Source organism: Rhizobium sp. BK512 (assembly GCF_014194915.1).
Taxonomy (GTDB): Bacteria; Pseudomonadota; Alphaproteobacteria; order Rhizobiales; family Rhizobiaceae; genus Rhizobium.
The window spans coordinates 733,437-747,898 of the sequence record NZ_JACIAS010000001.1 but is presented as its reverse complement, the minus strand read 5'-3'; the positions used below and the strand labels follow the sequence as shown (position 1 = coordinate 747,898).

The following is a 14,462-nucleotide window of genomic DNA, read 5'->3' as shown; positions in this document are numbered from 1 at the left end:
GTCACTGCCCCAGCCGTTCGAGCAGGTCGGGCACGTGGACCTGGTCCGTCTTGTAGTTGCCGGTCAGCATGTACATCATGATGTTGACGCCTGCGCGGAAGGCATATTCGCGCTGCGTTTCATCCGGCGGCACAGTGGGCAGGAGCGGTGTGTCATTATCGTCGACGGCCCAGGCACCGGCAAAATCGTTCGCGGTAATCAGGATCGGCGAGACGCCGTCTGCGGCAGCGGCCGGCCTATTGGCATTGCTCTGGTTCTGACCTCCCTGCCGCGCTTCGATCCAGAGCGGGCTGCCGGCGTAGCGGCCGGGGAAGCTGGACAGCAGATAGAAGGACTTGGTCAGCACGTGGTCGTGCGGTACGGGTTCCAGTGGCGGAATATCCAGATTGGCGAGGATCTGCTGCAGGCGCTGACCGTTGGCAGTCGTGTCGCTGCCGCCTTCGAGAGAGTCGATCTGGTCGCGCGTATCGAAAAGCACCGTTCCACCGTTGCGCATGTAGGCGTCGATACGGCTGATGGCGGCGTTGGACGGCATCGGCGCAGTTGCGGAAACAGGCCAGTAGATGATCGGGTAGAAGGACAGCTCGTCCTTGTTCAGGTCAACGCCGACGGGCGGAGCCGGCTCCAGCGTCGTGCGGTAAGTCAGGAATTTCGTGAGGCCGTCGAGCCCCTCTTCGGAAATATTGTCGACATCCTGTTCGCCGGTCACGACATAGGCGAGATGGGTATTGTCCAGCCGCTGCATGATGATGTCGTCGCCCGGCTGGGTATCATTGGCATGCGAGATGTCTGGCCGCAGCATGAGGCCGGCCGCAAGCGCCACGGCGATCGTCGCGGCAGCCCTGGCGCGCGGGCGCATGCGGGAGAAGGCGCCGTTCATGAAGAGCACGATCAGGCTGTCGGCGAGGAGCAGCAGGAAGGCGATGAAGAAGAGCAGGGGCTTGGCAGACCAGCTTTCGCCGCCGATGAGACCGGCGCGGACGACATTTACGCCAGCAATGTCGAGTGGTTTCAGGTTCGCGTTTTCGGGCAGCACGTTGAGTGCCGCAAAGCCATCTTCCGAACCGTAGAGGCCGGGCGGGTTGTCAAAATTGGCAAGGGGTGCGGCCTTGGCATTCGGTATCAGCGGACGGGCATTGCCGGTTTCCGTCACCAACGTGCCCTTGGCCGTCAGCATGCGGAAGGGCGGCAGGGTTTCGGCGACACGCGCGCTGCCTGTCGATTCCGAGGTCACGCCGCCAGAACGCGAGATCTGGATGAGGTGTCGCAGCATTTCGACGAAAGTGCCTGAAATCGGCAGGTTCGACCAGGTGGCTTCGGCGCTGACGTGGAAGAGAACGATCTGGCCGGCATTCATCTTATTCATCGTTACGAGCGGCGTACCATCGGCAAGGCTTGCCCATGTGCGTTCGGCAAGATCAGGCGTCGGCTCCGCCAAAACCTGACGGTTGATCGTGACGTCGGTCGGGCGCGGTATGCCGGCAAACGGGCCGAAAGCGGGGAATTCGGCAAGCGCCTGCGGTTCGCTCCAGGACAGGCTGCCGCCAAGCGCCCGTTCACCTTGTCGCAAAGTGACCGGGATCAGCGGGTCTTCGGCAGGGGCTGCAGCCAGGCGCGGGCCGGCAAAGCGCAGCAGCATGCCGCCATTCGATATCCAGCGCTGCAGAGGCGCGTAGGTATCCTCCGGAAGACGGCCGATATCGGCCATGATGATGACGGAGGGATTGTTGGTGAGCAGTTTCGGGATGGCGACCGAAAGATTGGCATCGGTCGGCCTCACCAGGTCCGCATAGGGTTCAAGCGCCCGCTGAATGTAGTAGAGCGGGGATAGCAGCGGCTGGAATTCATCGCCGCTTTCGCCCGACAGCAGCACGACCCTGCGACGCTTGAAGGCATCGTCGAGCAAATGCACGGCGCCCGCGGTGGCGCCAGTATTGATGCTGACGCGGGCAAAATCGTTGCGCATCTCGAAAGGAGCGGAAATGCCGGCATTGACGGCTGTCTCGCCGGGGGCGAAATCTGCCCTGCCGGTGGCGATCACGCGGCCCTGTGCGTCCTGTGCGTTGAGCGGGACGGAGATCGCGCCACCGGGGCTGAGGCGGGTCACTTTGACCGTCATCGCGTCAGCCGCATTGGCGGCGCCGGAGATTGCGACCGTCTGGGCCGCATCGCCTTCGATCACGCGCAGTTCGGTGGGCTGAAGGTCGGAGAGTTGACGCACGATGGCGTCGTCGTCACTGCTTGCCGCGCCGTCGGTGAGGAAGACAAGCGTCCCCGGATGCGTGCCGTTGAGCGCTGAGCGCAGGGCCTCGAATGCCCGCTGGCGATCGGGCACGAGCGGCTTCGGCTGGGCGGCACGCAGCTTTTCGCGGGCGGCCGAGGCCGTCCCGGGTGTCGCGTCGTTTGTGGGCTCTGCGGTGAAGGCGACCGAGACGACAGCACCGGCGGACTCGGCATCGTCGATCAGTGCGTCGGCCGTCTGGACACGGCGCTCCCAGTCGGGTGCCGAAGCCCAGCTATTGTCGACGAAAAGGACGAGCGGACCACCGGACGCAAGCGTGCTGGTCCGCGGATTGAAGACCGGGTCGGCGATTGCAAAGATTATCGCGGCGGCCAGAAGCATGCGCAGCAGCGTCAGCCACCAGGGGCTTTTCGCCGGCGTTTCCTCGCGCTTGAGCACGGTCGCGAGGATCTTCAGCGGCGGGAAGACTTCTGCCTGCGGACGCGGCGGCGTGAGCCGCAACAGCCACCAGATAACGGGAAGGGCAATCAACGCGCCAAGGATGGCGGGATAGGCAAAGGCGAAAGGAAGAGCGCTCAAAGCTGTCCTCCATGCGTTGCCTTTGCCGGCATTCCCGAAAGGTACATATGGATTGCGACCAGCGCTTCGGACGCCAGGTGATCGGTGCGGTGGCTGACGAATGTCCAGCCGAGATGGCGCAGTGATTGACCGAGGTTTTCACGCCGGGCGAGATATGCGTTGCGATAGGCTTCGCGCAGGCTCTCGGCTCGTCCGGAGGTCAGCCTTTCGCCGGTTTCTGGATCGGTGAATTCGGTGCGGCCGTTGTAGGGGAAGATTTCCTCGGCCGGATCGGCGATTTCGACCACATGGCCGCGCAGGCCGCGGCGGGCAAGCGGCCCGAGACGGGCCATAATGGCGGGTGCGTCATCAAGAAAATCACCGATGAGGATGAGATCGCTCCAGCCGCGCACCATCGCAGTTTCCGGCAGGCCGCCGGTCAACGGCGTGTGCATCAGGACAGCTGCAAGCCTTTCGGCGGCGTTGCGGGCAGAGACGGGCTCCATCACCCCGGGACAACCGATACGCTCCCCGGAGCGGGCGAGGATCTCGGCCAGCGCCAGCATGATGACCAGCGCACGGCTCTCCTTCGATGCGCTGCCATAGGTCGATTTGTACATCATCGAGGGCGACATATCGGCCCAGAGCCAGATCGTGTGGGCGGCCTCCCATTCGCGGTCGCGCACATAGGTATGGTCGTCGCGGGCGGAGCGGCGCCAGTCGATGCGTGACAGGCTTTCGCCTTCGCTATAGGGGCGGAACTGCCAGAAATTCTCGCCGATGCCGCGTTTGCGTCGGCCATGCCAGCCGGCAATCACGGTATTGGCGATACGCTTGGCTTCAACCAGGCAATCCGGCACGAGAGCGGCCCGCTGCCTTGCGCGGGAAAGGGCATCATTGCCTGACGTCGGGTTGACGATCTGTCCGATGGATGCCACGCGCTACGCTTCCTTATCCCTTTGCCTGCCTGACCAGTCCGGCGATGACGTCGCGCACCGACATGCCCTCGGCACGGGCGGCGAAGGTCAGGGCCATGCGGTGCTCGAGAACGGGCTCGGCGAGTGCGTAGATATCGTCGAGCGAGGGTGCCAGACGGCCTTCGTAGAGCGCGCGAGCGCGGGCGCAGAGCATCATCGCCTGGCCGGCGCGCGGGCCGGGGCCCCAGGCGACATGCTTGTCGGTGGAGGCATTGCCCTGGCCCGGGCGGGCTGAACGTACGAGCGAGAGGATGGCATCGACGACGGTGTCGCTGACCGGCATCTGGCGGACGAGCGTCTGGATTTCGGACAGACGTGCCGCATTGATGACCGGTTCCGGCTTGGCTTCGGTGAGACCTGTGGTCTCCAGCAGGATCTGGCGCTCGGCGGCAAGTTCCGGATAGTTGACATCGACCTGCAGAAGGAAACGGTCGAGCTGGGCTTCGGGAAGCGGATAGGTGCCTTCCTGCTCCAGCGGGTTCTGCGTTGCGAGAACGTGGAAGGGCGAGGGCAGGTCATAACGCTGGCCGGCAATGGTGATATGGTATTCCTGCATCGCCTGTAGCAAAGCAGACTGGGTGCGTGGCGAGGCGCGGTTGATTTCGTCAGCCATCAGAAGCTGGGCGAAGACGGGACCCTTGACGAAACGGAAGGAGCGGCGGCCACTGTCGTCCTGGTCCATGACTTCAGAGCCGAGGATATCAGATGGCATCAGGTCGGGGGTGAACTGGATACGGTTCGCAGCAAGGCCGAGGACTTCGCCAAGCGTCGTCACGAGCCTGGTCTTGGCAAGGCCGGGAACGCCGACAAGAAGGGCATGACCACCGGAGAGAACGGCGAGAAGCGTATTTTCAACCACGCTTTCCTGACCGAAGATGACCTTGGAAACTTCCGTGCGGATGGCGGCGATATCGGATAGCGCTCGTTCTGCGGCGGCGACAATCGCCTGTTCATCGAGGCTGGCTTCGGTCTTGATCATACCCACGGGCGTCTCCAACGGCTGAAATCATTCGGCTGCGAATCGTCTGATTTTACTAGGCGTGCCTCATACCCGATACAGTTATGAAGATGTTGCGGGCTGACAAGTTTGTTTCAAATGACTATCTCGTGACTTATTTCGTTAAGAGCAAACCGGGACAGAAGAATGGCAGCCGAGGAAATGAAGCATATGGCGGATGCAGCGGGGCTTGCCGCGCTGATTTCGCGCGCTTCCGAGGCGAAATCCGGAAAAAAGCGCGGGTTGCCGCCTGTCGAGAAATGGAATCCGCCCTTTTGCGGCGATATCGACATGGAAATCAGGGCGGATGGCACCTGGTTCTATATGGGCACCCCGATTGGCCGGCAGCCGCTGGTCCAGCTCTTTTCCACCGTTTTGAGGAAAGATGAAGACGGCAAGACCTACCTCGTAACTCCTGTGGAAAAGGTCGGCATCAGGGTCGTCGATGCGCCCTTTGTCGCCGTCGAGATGAATGCGAGCGAGAAGGACGGACAGAAGGTTCTGACCTTCCGCACCAATGTCGGCGATGTCATAGAAGCCGGCAAGGATCATCCTCTGCGTTTTCCCGGGCATGGGCCGGGAAATGGGCCAGCACATTTGAAAGACCACGAACTGAAGCCCTATCTGCATGTACGGGGGCGGCTTGAAGCGCTCGTGTCACGCGCCGTGATGTATGAAATGGTAGAACTCGGCGAAGTGGCCGAGGTTGCCGGCCGGGATATGTTCGTCGTTCGCTCCGGCGGCGAGATCTTTCCGATCATGCCGGCGGATGAACTGGAAGCAGCCTCCCGATGAGCGAAGCGATCAGCAGGACCTATCCCCCGTTTTCGGCTGCCGAGTTCCGCCGCCGCGCGCTCAATCAGGTCGGGGCGCCTGTCGACCATGCCTGGCGCGACCATGGCGACCATGTGCTCAATCCCGATATCGTGGCGCTGGCCGAGACCTTGAAGCTGCGCGATGCGGCCGTATTGGTGCCTGTCGTCGACGATGGCGATGAGGCGAAGGTGATCTTCACCAAGCGGACGTCGACGTTGCGCAAGCATTCCGGCCAGATCGCCTTTCCCGGTGGTTCGATCGATCCGGACGATGTCTCGCCCGAGACGGCCGCGATCCGGGAAACCGAAGAGGAGATCGGCCTTGACGGCGGTTTCGTCGAGACGGTCGGGCGGTTGCCGAACTATCTGTCATCCACCGGGTTCCGCATTACGCCCGTCCTCGGCGTGGTGCAGCGCGGTTTCTCGCTGCAACTCAATCCGATCGAAGTGGACGATGTTTTCGAGGTGCCGCTTTCCTTCCTGATGAATCCGGCCAATCACAACAGGGACAAGCGCGTTGTTGATGGCATCGACCGGCATTTCTATCGCATGCCATATGAAACATGGATGATCTGGGGCATCACCGCCGGCATCGTCCGCACGCTCTATGAAAGGCTCTATGCATGACCTCAGTGGTCGATCAGCCATGGTTTCAGGATCCGGCGCTCGGCCGCGTCTTTGCGCTCCTGAACGCCGATGGCGGAGAAGGGCGCGTTGTCGGCGGTGCCGTGCGCAACAGCCTGATGGGGCTTGCGGTCGCCGATATTGATATCGCAACAACCCTGCTGCCGGAGACCGTGATGGAACGGGCGGCTGCGGCCGGCATCAAGGCGGTGCCGACAGGCATCGCGCATGGCACCGTGACGCTCGTCATCGACGGACGGCCCTTCGAGGTGACGACGCTGCGCACCGACGTGGAGACGGATGGACGCCGCGCCAAGGTCGCTTTCAGCATGGACTGGCAGTCCGATGCCGAGCGGCGCGACCTCACCATCAACGCGCTTTATGCGAATGCCTCGGGTGAGGTGATCGATCTCGTCGGAGGACTTGCCGATATCGAGAAGCGCAACATCCGCTTCATCGGCAATGCAGCGACGCGGATCGAAGAGGATTATCTGCGCATTCTGCGCTTCTTCCGCTTCTTTGCCTGGTATGGTTCCGGCCGGCCCGATGCGGAGGGACTGAAGGCCTCTTCGGCTGCAAGGTCGAAGCTGAAGACACTGTCGGCCGAACGGGTCTGGTCTGAACTGCGGAAGCTGCTCTCGGCCGAAGATCCAGGCCGGGCGCTTCTCTGGATGCGACAGGTTGCGGTTCTCTCGGAAATCCTGCCGGAAACGGAGAAATGGGGGATCGATGCCATTCCGGCGCTCGTTTCAACCGAAAAAGCGCTGGGTTGGACGCCTGATCCCCTGCTGCGGCTTGCCTCGATCGTCCCGCCCGATGCGGCGCGGCTGGAGGAATTGGCCGCACGGCTGAAATTCTCAAATACGGAAGTGGCCTATTTGCGGGCCTGGGCGAAGGCTGCTCCGGTCAATGACGAGATTTCCGCCGCAGCCTTCGAAAAGCTGCTCTACAGAGACGGCCCAGACGGTATCGTCGTGCGGCTGAAGCTGGCGCTTGGCGTTGCCCGCGGCAAGGCAGAGAATGGCAGTTTCGATGAGATGAGCCGTTCGGCGCGGCTTTCAAAGCTTCTGGATCATGCGCGTATCTGGAAAAGACCGCAGTTTCCGTTGAATGGTGGGGACGTGATGGCCACAGGCATACCGGCCGGCCCGAAGGTCGGCGAAATCCTGTCGACCTTGGAAAACCAGTGGATGGAAGAGAATTTCGTCTCCGACCGGGCGGCATTGCTCGCCCGGCTCTCGGAGATTGCAGGTTGAGGTCAGGCCGCGTTCGCCTCGTCGCGGATGCGGGCCTTGATATTGTCCACCATGTTTTCGCGAATGGTCGTTTCGCCGTGGGCGGTTCTCATATGCTCGACGGCGCGGCGAACAACTTCAGCATCATTATCGGCCCTTGTGTGCCAATCGCATCCGGGAACGAGCGTACCGCATTCGAAAAGTCGCATGGTCTTCTCCTGTCTCTGAAATGCAGAACCATCGCGCTTTCGCGCGACTGGGGAATGTGCGGCAATGGAGAAGGTTCCGTCGGAGGAAAGCTCCGGCCGACCTGGAAGTCGGCCGAAAGGCTCTGTTATTGGTGGGGCATTGCCCAGGCCATGTAAGTGTCCGAAAGGTGTGCGGGCTTGTTGCTGTTGGCAGCACCTGTTGCCTGCTGTTCAAGTTCTTCCGGGGTCTTGCCGCCTGCGAGCTGCAATTTCACCTGCTCGACAAAGCAGGACAGCGGCAGGTCGGAGCCGCTTTTCGCTCTCAAGTCTTCGGCGATGCGCGTTAGAAACTCGGGCGCTTCGATTGCGCGGGACGTTTCCTGAACACCTGCAGAAGCAGGGGGGCTGCTTTGTACCGTCATGACAATCCTCCTCCGATTGTAACGCACAGAAGCTAATTTAGGACGCACTCAGTTCTGATGAAGGCCTTTCAACGCGATTTTACCGGAATTGTGTTTCAAATTTATCAGCGTGCCGGTCTTTTGCCCGCACGCTTGGCGCTGGCTTATGGCCAGCGCACGACGGGTGGCAGCGAAGAGAGAATGGATTCGACATTGCCGCCGGTTTTCAGGCCGAAGATCGTTCCCCGGTCGTAGAGCAGATTAAACTCGACGTAGCGACCGCGGCGAATCAATTGTTCGTCACGGTCGGCTTCCGTCCAATCCTTGTTGAAGTTTGAACGGACGATCTTGGGGTAGACCATGGCGAAGGCCCGGCCGACATCCCGCGTGAAGGCGAAATCTGCATTCCAGCCGCCGGCTTCCTCGGCGGAATGCAGCCAGTCGTAGAAGATGCCGCCAACGCCACGCGCTTCATTGCGATGCTTCAGGAAGAAATAATCGTCGCACCATTTCTTGTAGGCATCGTAATCGGCGACCGCATGGTTGCGGCAGGTGATTTCCATGGCCTTGTGGAAGAGCAGCGTGTCCTCGTCCTCCTGCGTGCGGCGGCGAGAGAGCACCGGGGTCAGATCAGCGCCGCCGCCGAACCAGCGGCTGGTGGTGACGACCATGCGGGTGTTCATGTGAACGGCCGGCACATTGGGATTGACCGGATGGGCGATCAGCGAAATGCCTGACGCCCAGAAGCGCGGATCCTCACCGGCGCCTGGTATCTGCGCCCGGAAATCTGGCGAGAACTCGCCGTAGACGGTGGAGGTGTGCACGCCGACCTTCTCGAAGACCCGGCCTTCCATCATCGACATGCGGCCACCGCCACCCGCACCGTTTTCGCGCGACCAATCTTTGGCGACGAAACGGCCGGGCTCCTGATCGGATAGCGGGCCTTCGAGTTCGTCTTCCAGTGCCTCGAAGGAAGAGCAGATCGTGTCGCGCAATCCTTCGAACCATGTTCGGGCGGCGGTCTTCTTGTCCTCTATGTCCTCGGGCAGGCCGATCGGCAGTTCCGGTCTTTCCATGCGATTCGCTCTTTCCTGATTATGACTATCGTTTAGCAGGTGCAGCAGGCGCCCGCCAGCACAGGGAGGCAGCTGCAAGGGCTTGCAAGATTCGACTCGCAAAGGGGCGATTTCGATACTACCTTTCGATCAAGAGGTAGGTTTTATGGCGAAAATTCCGGGGCCTCCGCCCTTTGAAGGCTTGAAGCGCAGGATCGCAAAGCATCGGGCAGAAGCGTCCGCCCGTCAGAAAGATCACTTCGTCCGCGAGACGTATCGGATGGGGCTCCTGGAAGCCCGCGCCAAGGCGCGCGAATGGTTCGATGAATATCCCAAAGCTGCGTACTGGACAGAGGTGGAGAGCTGGCGCCAGCTTGAAGGCGACCAGATCGAATTCACCATGCGCCGCCTGCCATCCGCCGACTGACCTTATTCCGCCGCATCGCGCAGACGGCTTTCGATCAGCAAGCCGCTTTCATCGAGGATCGGGTGCGCCACCGAGACGATATGAGCGTTGATACGCTTCAGATCCCGCAGCATGTCGAGATGGAGTGAGCTCGTCTGCAGGCTGTCGGCACGCCCGTCACGAAGCCGCTCGAGATGCCGCTCGGCAGATTGCTTCTCCATGCGGCGGACCTCGACCTTCACTTCCATCATCTGTTTGGCAAGGTTGAAGTCGCGGGTGACGAAGATCGTCTGCGCGACGCGCAAGTTGTCGATCGTCAGGTCAAACAGCTTGTGCAGTTCCCTGTAGCCATCCTCCGAGAATTTCAGGCCGAGCGAGACCTTCTTGCCGACCTGTTCCAGCAGGCCCTTCTCGATGATGTCGCCGATGTGCTCGAGATTGATCGCGTAGTCGATGATGACGATCGAGCGCCGTGCATTCTCGTCGCTCAGGCCGACGCGGCCGAGCTTGGAAAGATAGATCTTCACCTCCTGTTGCAGGAGATCGACCCTCTTCTCGAGAGATGGGATCTCGGCCAGCTTCGACATGTCGTTGTGCTGGAAAGCTTCCGAGCTGCGCATCAGCATGCGTTCGATCAGGTCGCCGACACCGAGCACTTCGCGGGTGGCACTCGCAAGCGCCACCACGGGTGTGGACAATTCCTGCATGTCGAGAAACTTCGGCCCCTGATCCGGCTGAACATCGTCGGGCACGAGGCGGCTGGTCAAAGCGGCAAGCATCGGGGAAAAGGGCCACGCGACGGCAGCGAGCAGGATATTGAAGATCAGATGCGTATCGACCGGCAGCTTGGAAGGGCCAAAAGGCAGCATTTCGAGGAGCGGCGCCGCGTAGCCGGCAAGCGGCAGCGCCACGAGGCAGCCGGCCGTACGAACGATAAGATTGCCAAGCGTCACCCGCCTTGCCGATGCCGGACCGGAAAGGGTGGCGATGACAGGCGGGATTGCGCCGCCCAGGTTGGCTCCAAGCACGAGAATGACGATCAGTTCAGGCGAGACGATGCCGGTCGAGGCCAATGAGAGGATCAGCACGACGACGGCGAGACTGGACGACGAGATGAAGGCGAGGGCCGCCGAAAGGGCCAAAGCGACCGGCCAGGCATCTCCGAGAAGGCCGATGAAGGCGGCCAGAGCCGGAGAGCTGCGCATCGGTTCCGTCGCGTTGCTGAGCAGATGCAGGGAGAGCAGCATCAGGCCGATGCCGATCATGGCTGCACCTCCGCCGTGGCGGGCAGCAGACTTGCCGCGATAGAGCACGATGCCGAGGAGGATGAGAAGCGGCGACAGCCATTCGATGCCGGTTGCGACGATCCAGGCGGTCACAGCCGTTCCGACATTGGCGCCCAGCAACACGATCTGCGCCATGCGCGGCTTGATGAGATCGCGCTCCACGAAAGACGCCGTCATCAGGGCTGTCGCCGTCGAACTCTGAAGGGCGATTGTTGCCAGGAAGCCTGACAGGATCGAGCGTGGGCCGCTCGCCGTGCCGGTTGCAAGCCCTGTCCTCAGACGTGCTCCGAAGGCGCGCGTGACGCCGTCCTTGACCTGTGCTAGGCCGAAGAGCAGCAGCGCGATCGCGCCGAACAGATTGATCATGACGATTGTGGATTCCATGGTCCTGGTCTTTTTCTTCTTCTTGAGAAGCTTTTCCCGATTCTACATTTACGCAGTCGAGTAAATTATTGGAATCTCACCGCTTGTGCAGATTTATTGATTGCCTGGCTAATTAATATAGGCGATTTTGCGTCGATTCAAAGCGGTGTTTGCGACATCAAGGCCGCCAGGCATCGGCATGGGTGCAGGTTCACGACCAGGCGGTCTGGCGCATTGCCTCGCCTGTTATCATCGCGGCGGAGACGGCGAGGTTGATCGAACGCTGGCCTTCCACCATCGGGATCAGGACGCGCCCATCGGCACGTTCATGCACGTGATCGGGCACGCCGGCGCTTTCACGGCCGAAGATCAGGATATCGTCGGGCCGGAAGGCGAAATCCGTGTAGCGCTGCGATGCTTTCGTCGTGGCGAGGATCAGGCGGCGGCCGGTGGCTGCACGCCATTCCTCGAAGCGTTCCCAATTGACATGGCGTGTCAGTGCGGCAGCGGCCAGATAGTCCATGCCCGCGCGCTTCAGGTTGCGATCGGAAATGTCGAAGCCGGCCGGTTCGATGATGTCGACAGCAAAGCCAAGGCAGGCGGCTAGGCGCAGGATTGTGCCGGTATTGCCGGGAATATCGGGCTGGTAGAGCGCAAGCCTGAGGTCTGCCATGGGAAGTTGTCCGTTACGATGATGCGAAAATGGCCTATCCGAACTGTGATTTTGACGCAACAGGACGTTTTTTGACCATTTGATGGTCATTTTCCGATGCTGCGGGGCTGGAAATTTGGGCATTTTCGCGTTATCGGTGCATATCTTCAATCGCCAACAGGGAGCGCCGACATGGATATCTTTGTGCAGATGCGTCTCCCGCCTGTGATGCCGCTGTTGGTGATCTGGCGCGTATAAAGCGCTTTTCTTCCCTAATTGCCCATTTGATTCATTGCGCGGCCGTTATGGCCTCGCCCCTTGAGCCTCCGGTTCCCATATGTGCTTGCATGCGCCCCTGCGGGCGCGAAGACGGGGCCGGAACGCGGAAATTCCGGAGCGATTTTCATGTTTGGCTGGTTCGAGCAGCGACTTAATCCCTTTCCGAGCGAGGAGCCGGTTGCTCCCCCGAAAGGCCTTTTTGCCTTCTGCTGGCACTATACGAAGCCGGCGGCAGGATGGCTTGCACTGATGGCCGTTCTGACGGCGACGATCGCCATCGGCGAAGTGGCGCTGTTCCAGTTCCTCGGCGATATCGTCGACTGGCTGACGAATGCCGACCGCGCGACCTTCCTGCAGAACGAAGGCCACAAGCTCATCTGGATGGGTGCGCTGGTGCTGATCGGCCTGCCGCTCGTTGCCGGTCTCGATTCGCTTATCATGCATCAGATGATGCTCGGCAATTACCCGATGATCGCGCGCTGGCAGATGCACCGCTTCCTGCTGCGCCACAGCATGACCTTCTTCGCCAACGAGTTCGCCGGACGCGTCGCCACCAAGGTCATGCAGACGTCGCTTGCCGTGCGCGAAACGGTCATGAAGATCCTCGACGTCTTCGTCTATGTCGTGACCTATTTCCTGTCGATGATCGTCATCATCGCGGCCGCCGACTGGCGGTTGATGCTGCCGGTCCTCGCCTGGCTTGGTATCTACATCGGTATCGTTGCCTATTTCGTGCCGCGGCTTCGCAAGATCGCGGCCCAGCAGGCCGATGCACGCTCGCTGATGACTGGCCGCGTGGTGGACAGCTATACGAATATCGCAACCGTGAAGCTGTTTTCCCATGCCGGTCGTGAAGAGGTCTATGCGCGGGAAAGCATGGACGGATTCCTGGATACGGTTCACCAGCAGATGCGCAAGGTGACGCTCTTTCACATGAGCGTCTATCTGAACAACTGCATCTCGTTGTTCGTCATCTCCAGCCTGTCGATCTATCTGTGGCTGAACGGCACGATCTCGGTCGGCGCGATTTCCATCGCCATTGGTCTTGCGATGCGCGTCAACGGCATGTCGCAATGGATCATGTGGGAAGTCTCCGCACTCTTCGAAAACATCGGTACCGTCTATGACGGCATGGAGATGATGTCGAAGCAGCACGATATCGTCGACAAGCCGGGCGCCGCCCCGCTGACGGCGAAGAAAGGTGCGATCCATTACGACCGGATCGGCTTCCACTATGGCAAGGGCAAGGGCATCATCGAGAACCTGTCGCTCGACATCCGAGCCGGCGAAAAGGTCGGTCTCGTCGGGCGATCGGGTGCTGGCAAGACGACGCTGATGAACCTGCTCCTGCGGTTCTACGATCTTGAGTCCGGACGCATCACCGTTGATGGACAGGATATTTCTGCCGTGTCGCAGGACAGCTTGCGTGCGCTGATCGGCGTGGTGACGCAGGATACCTCGCTCCTTCATCGCTCGATCCGCGACAACATCGCCTATGGTCGCCCGGATGCGAGTGACGAGGATATCATCGAGGCGGCAAGGCGGGCCAACGCCTGGGAGTTCATCGAAGGGCTTGTCGACATGCAGGGCCGCAAGGGGCTGGATGCGCAGGTCGGCGAGCGCGGCGTCAAGCTTTCCGGCGGCCAGAGGCAGCGTATCGCGATCGCGCGTGTCTTCCTGAAGGATGCGCCGATCCTGGTGCTCGACGAGGCGACCTCGGCGCTCGATTCCGAAGTGGAAGCGGCGATCCAGGAAAACCTCTTCGCACTGATGGAAGGCAAGACCGTCATCGCGATCGCCCACCGCTTGTCGACGCTGACCGAGATGGACCGGCTGATCGTGCTCGACAAGGGCCGCATCATCGAAAGCGGCACACATGCCGAGTTGGTGAGCCACGGTGGCATTTATGCCGACCTCTGGACCCGCCAGTCCGGCGGCTTCCTCGCCGATCACGAGGAAGAGGCTGAAGTCGCAGCCCAATAAAAAAGCCCTTCCCGCATGAGCGGGGAGGGCTTTTCCTTGTCCGGCCATATCGCTAGAGCGTGCGGACCCGATCTGCGCAGAGACTGTCGGCCCAGTCGATGACGCGATGATGTTCCACTACCATGATTGAGTTCGAGGCAAGCGACTGCAGCGTGAAGATGCGCTGCCGCTCTTCCCGTTCGATCCAGCTCGCGATCGCCTCCGTCACGATGCTGTCGCGTGGCACATCGAGCGCGTCGGCCAGGGCGTCGAGCTTTTCCGCAAGGGGAAGCGGAAGATGCGCATTGAGCGTTTTCGTTTCCATATCCGCGGTCTCCGGTAAGTAGCGATCATGGCACGAGATCGTGGTCGCTGCCACCCGTATCAATGGTGATGACGCCGATATTACCGATCATTACCAA

At 61.0% G+C, this 14,462-nt stretch carries 14 protein-coding genes; 5 read left to right on the top strand and 9 right to left on the bottom strand.

Translation table 11 applies throughout. The features are described from left to right. Position 1 precedes the first annotated feature (1 nt). Genes FHX06_RS03805 through FHX06_RS03795 form a run of 3 tightly spaced genes read right to left on the bottom strand, consistent with a single transcriptional unit; the run spans position 2 to position 4,762 of the window. Positions 2-2,821, bottom strand: coding sequence for a DUF4159 domain-containing protein (locus FHX06_RS03805; protein ID WP_113210840.1), 2,820 nt, complete (start codon positions 2,819-2,821; stop codon positions 2-4). Next, positions 2,818-3,738 (bottom strand): DUF58 domain-containing protein, encoded by a 921-nt coding sequence (locus FHX06_RS03800; protein ID WP_112543540.1) that lies wholly within the window; start codon positions 3,736-3,738, stop codon positions 2,818-2,820. Before FHX06_RS03800 ends, FHX06_RS03805 begins: the two co-directional genes overlap by 4 nt. A gap of 13 nt (positions 3,739-3,751) precedes the next feature. Next, on the bottom strand, positions 3,752-4,762 hold the full coding sequence (locus tag FHX06_RS03795; RefSeq protein ID WP_112543541.1) for an AAA family ATPase: 1,011 nt from the start codon (positions 4,760-4,762) through the stop codon (positions 3,752-3,754). Between the two features lie 159 nt (positions 4,763-4,921). On the opposite strand from FHX06_RS03795, the gene FHX06_RS03790 reads away from it, so the two are divergent. The 3 genes from FHX06_RS03790 to FHX06_RS03780 are packed head-to-tail and all read left to right on the top strand — an operon-like array spanning position 4,922 to position 7,469. Continuing rightward, positions 4,922-5,569, top strand: a complete 648-nt coding sequence (locus tag FHX06_RS03790; protein WP_113210842.1) for a DUF1285 domain-containing protein — start codon at positions 4,922-4,924, stop codon at positions 5,567-5,569. After that, a complete protein-coding gene (locus tag FHX06_RS03785; protein WP_113210843.1) occupies positions 5,566-6,216 on the top strand; it encodes a CoA pyrophosphatase in 651 nt (216 codons plus the stop codon). Before FHX06_RS03790 ends, FHX06_RS03785 begins: the two co-directional genes overlap by 4 nt. Next, on the top strand, positions 6,213-7,469 hold the full coding sequence (locus FHX06_RS03780; protein ID WP_113210844.1) for a CCA tRNA nucleotidyltransferase: 1,257 nt from the start codon (positions 6,213-6,215) through the stop codon (positions 7,467-7,469). The genes FHX06_RS03785 and FHX06_RS03780 overlap by 4 nt, the downstream gene beginning before the upstream one ends. A 2-nt stretch (positions 7,470-7,471) precedes the next feature. On the opposite strand, the gene FHX06_RS03775 is transcribed toward FHX06_RS03780, so the two are convergent. The 3 genes from FHX06_RS03775 to hemF all read right to left on the bottom strand — a co-directional run bounded on the left by FHX06_RS03775 (position 7,472) and on the right by hemF (position 9,113). Then, positions 7,472-7,657, bottom strand: a complete 186-nt coding sequence (locus tag FHX06_RS03775; protein ID WP_007824454.1) for a DUF1059 domain-containing protein — start codon at positions 7,655-7,657, stop codon at positions 7,472-7,474. 125 nt (positions 7,658-7,782) lie between these two features. After that, the gene (locus FHX06_RS03770; protein WP_112543545.1) at positions 7,783-8,058 is read right to left on the bottom strand and encodes a hypothetical protein; all 276 of its coding nucleotides are present in this window, start codon (positions 8,056-8,058) and stop codon (positions 7,783-7,785) included. Positions 8,059-8,201: 143 nt separating this feature from the next. Beyond that, complete coding sequence (gene hemF, locus FHX06_RS03765) at positions 8,202-9,113, bottom strand: oxygen-dependent coproporphyrinogen oxidase (protein ID WP_112543546.1); 912 nt, start codon at positions 9,111-9,113, stop codon at positions 8,202-8,204. Between the two features lie 145 nt (positions 9,114-9,258). Between hemF and FHX06_RS03760 the strand changes: the two genes are divergently transcribed. Continuing rightward, a complete protein-coding gene (locus FHX06_RS03760; RefSeq protein WP_112543547.1) occupies positions 9,259-9,519 on the top strand; it encodes a hypothetical protein in 261 nt (86 codons plus the stop codon). A 2-nt stretch (positions 9,520-9,521) separates the two neighbouring features. Here the strand turns inward: FHX06_RS03760 and FHX06_RS03755 are convergent, their stop codons facing one another. Together FHX06_RS03755 and FHX06_RS03750 are read right to left on the bottom strand one after the other, a co-directional pair. Continuing rightward, positions 9,522-11,168 carry a Na/Pi cotransporter family protein gene (locus FHX06_RS03755; RefSeq protein ID WP_112972204.1) on the bottom strand — a complete coding sequence of 549 codons (1,647 nt, stop codon included), beginning with the start codon at positions 11,166-11,168 and terminating at the stop codon, positions 9,522-9,524. 190 nt (positions 11,169-11,358) lie between these two features. Continuing rightward, positions 11,359-11,820: a tRNA (cytidine(34)-2'-O)-methyltransferase gene (locus FHX06_RS03750; RefSeq protein WP_113210845.1), complete on the bottom strand. Its 462-nt coding sequence runs from the start codon at positions 11,818-11,820 to the stop codon at positions 11,359-11,361. Between the two features lie 384 nt (positions 11,821-12,204). On the opposite strand from FHX06_RS03750, the gene FHX06_RS03745 reads away from it, so the two are divergent. Next, positions 12,205-14,061 carry an ABC transporter ATP-binding protein gene (locus FHX06_RS03745; RefSeq protein ID WP_112543550.1) on the top strand — a complete coding sequence of 619 codons (1,857 nt, stop codon included), beginning with the start codon at positions 12,205-12,207 and terminating at the stop codon, positions 14,059-14,061. Between the two features lie 52 nt (positions 14,062-14,113). On the opposite strand, the gene FHX06_RS03740 is transcribed toward FHX06_RS03745, so the two are convergent. Then, complete coding sequence (locus FHX06_RS03740; RefSeq protein WP_112543551.1) at positions 14,114-14,365, bottom strand: CopG family ribbon-helix-helix protein; 252 nt, start codon at positions 14,363-14,365, stop codon at positions 14,114-14,116. Positions 14,366-14,462: the final 97 nt, after the last annotated feature.

Coding starts and splice junctions, on each gene's coding strand:
- FHX06_RS03790 (WP_113210842.1), top strand. CDS start 4,922: ATGGCAGCCGAGGAAATGAAGCATATGGCGGATGCAGCGGGGCTTGCC.
- FHX06_RS03785 (WP_113210843.1), top strand. CDS start 5,566: ATGAGCGAAGCGATCAGCAGGACCTATCCCCCGTTTTCGGCTGCCGAG.
- FHX06_RS03780 (WP_113210844.1), top strand. CDS start 6,213: ATGACCTCAGTGGTCGATCAGCCATGGTTTCAGGATCCGGCGCTCGGC.
- FHX06_RS03775 (WP_007824454.1), bottom strand. CDS start 7,657: ATGCGACTTTTCGAATGCGGTACGCTCGTTCCCGGATGCGATTGGCAC.
- FHX06_RS03770 (WP_112543545.1), bottom strand. CDS start 8,058: ATGACGGTACAAAGCAGCCCCCCTGCTTCTGCAGGTGTTCAGGAAACG.
- hemF (WP_112543546.1), bottom strand. CDS start 9,113: ATGGAAAGACCGGAACTGCCGATCGGCCTGCCCGAGGACATAGAGGAC.
- FHX06_RS03760 (WP_112543547.1), top strand. CDS start 9,259: ATGGCGAAAATTCCGGGGCCTCCGCCCTTTGAAGGCTTGAAGCGCAGG.
- FHX06_RS03755 (WP_112972204.1), bottom strand. CDS start 11,168: ATGGAATCCACAATCGTCATGATCAATCTGTTCGGCGCGATCGCGCTG.
- FHX06_RS03750 (WP_113210845.1), bottom strand. CDS start 11,820: ATGGCAGACCTCAGGCTTGCGCTCTACCAGCCCGATATTCCCGGCAAT.
- FHX06_RS03745 (WP_112543550.1), top strand. CDS start 12,205: ATGTTTGGCTGGTTCGAGCAGCGACTTAATCCCTTTCCGAGCGAGGAG.
- FHX06_RS03740 (WP_112543551.1), bottom strand. CDS start 14,365: ATGGAAACGAAAACGCTCAATGCGCATCTTCCGCTTCCCCTTGCGGAA.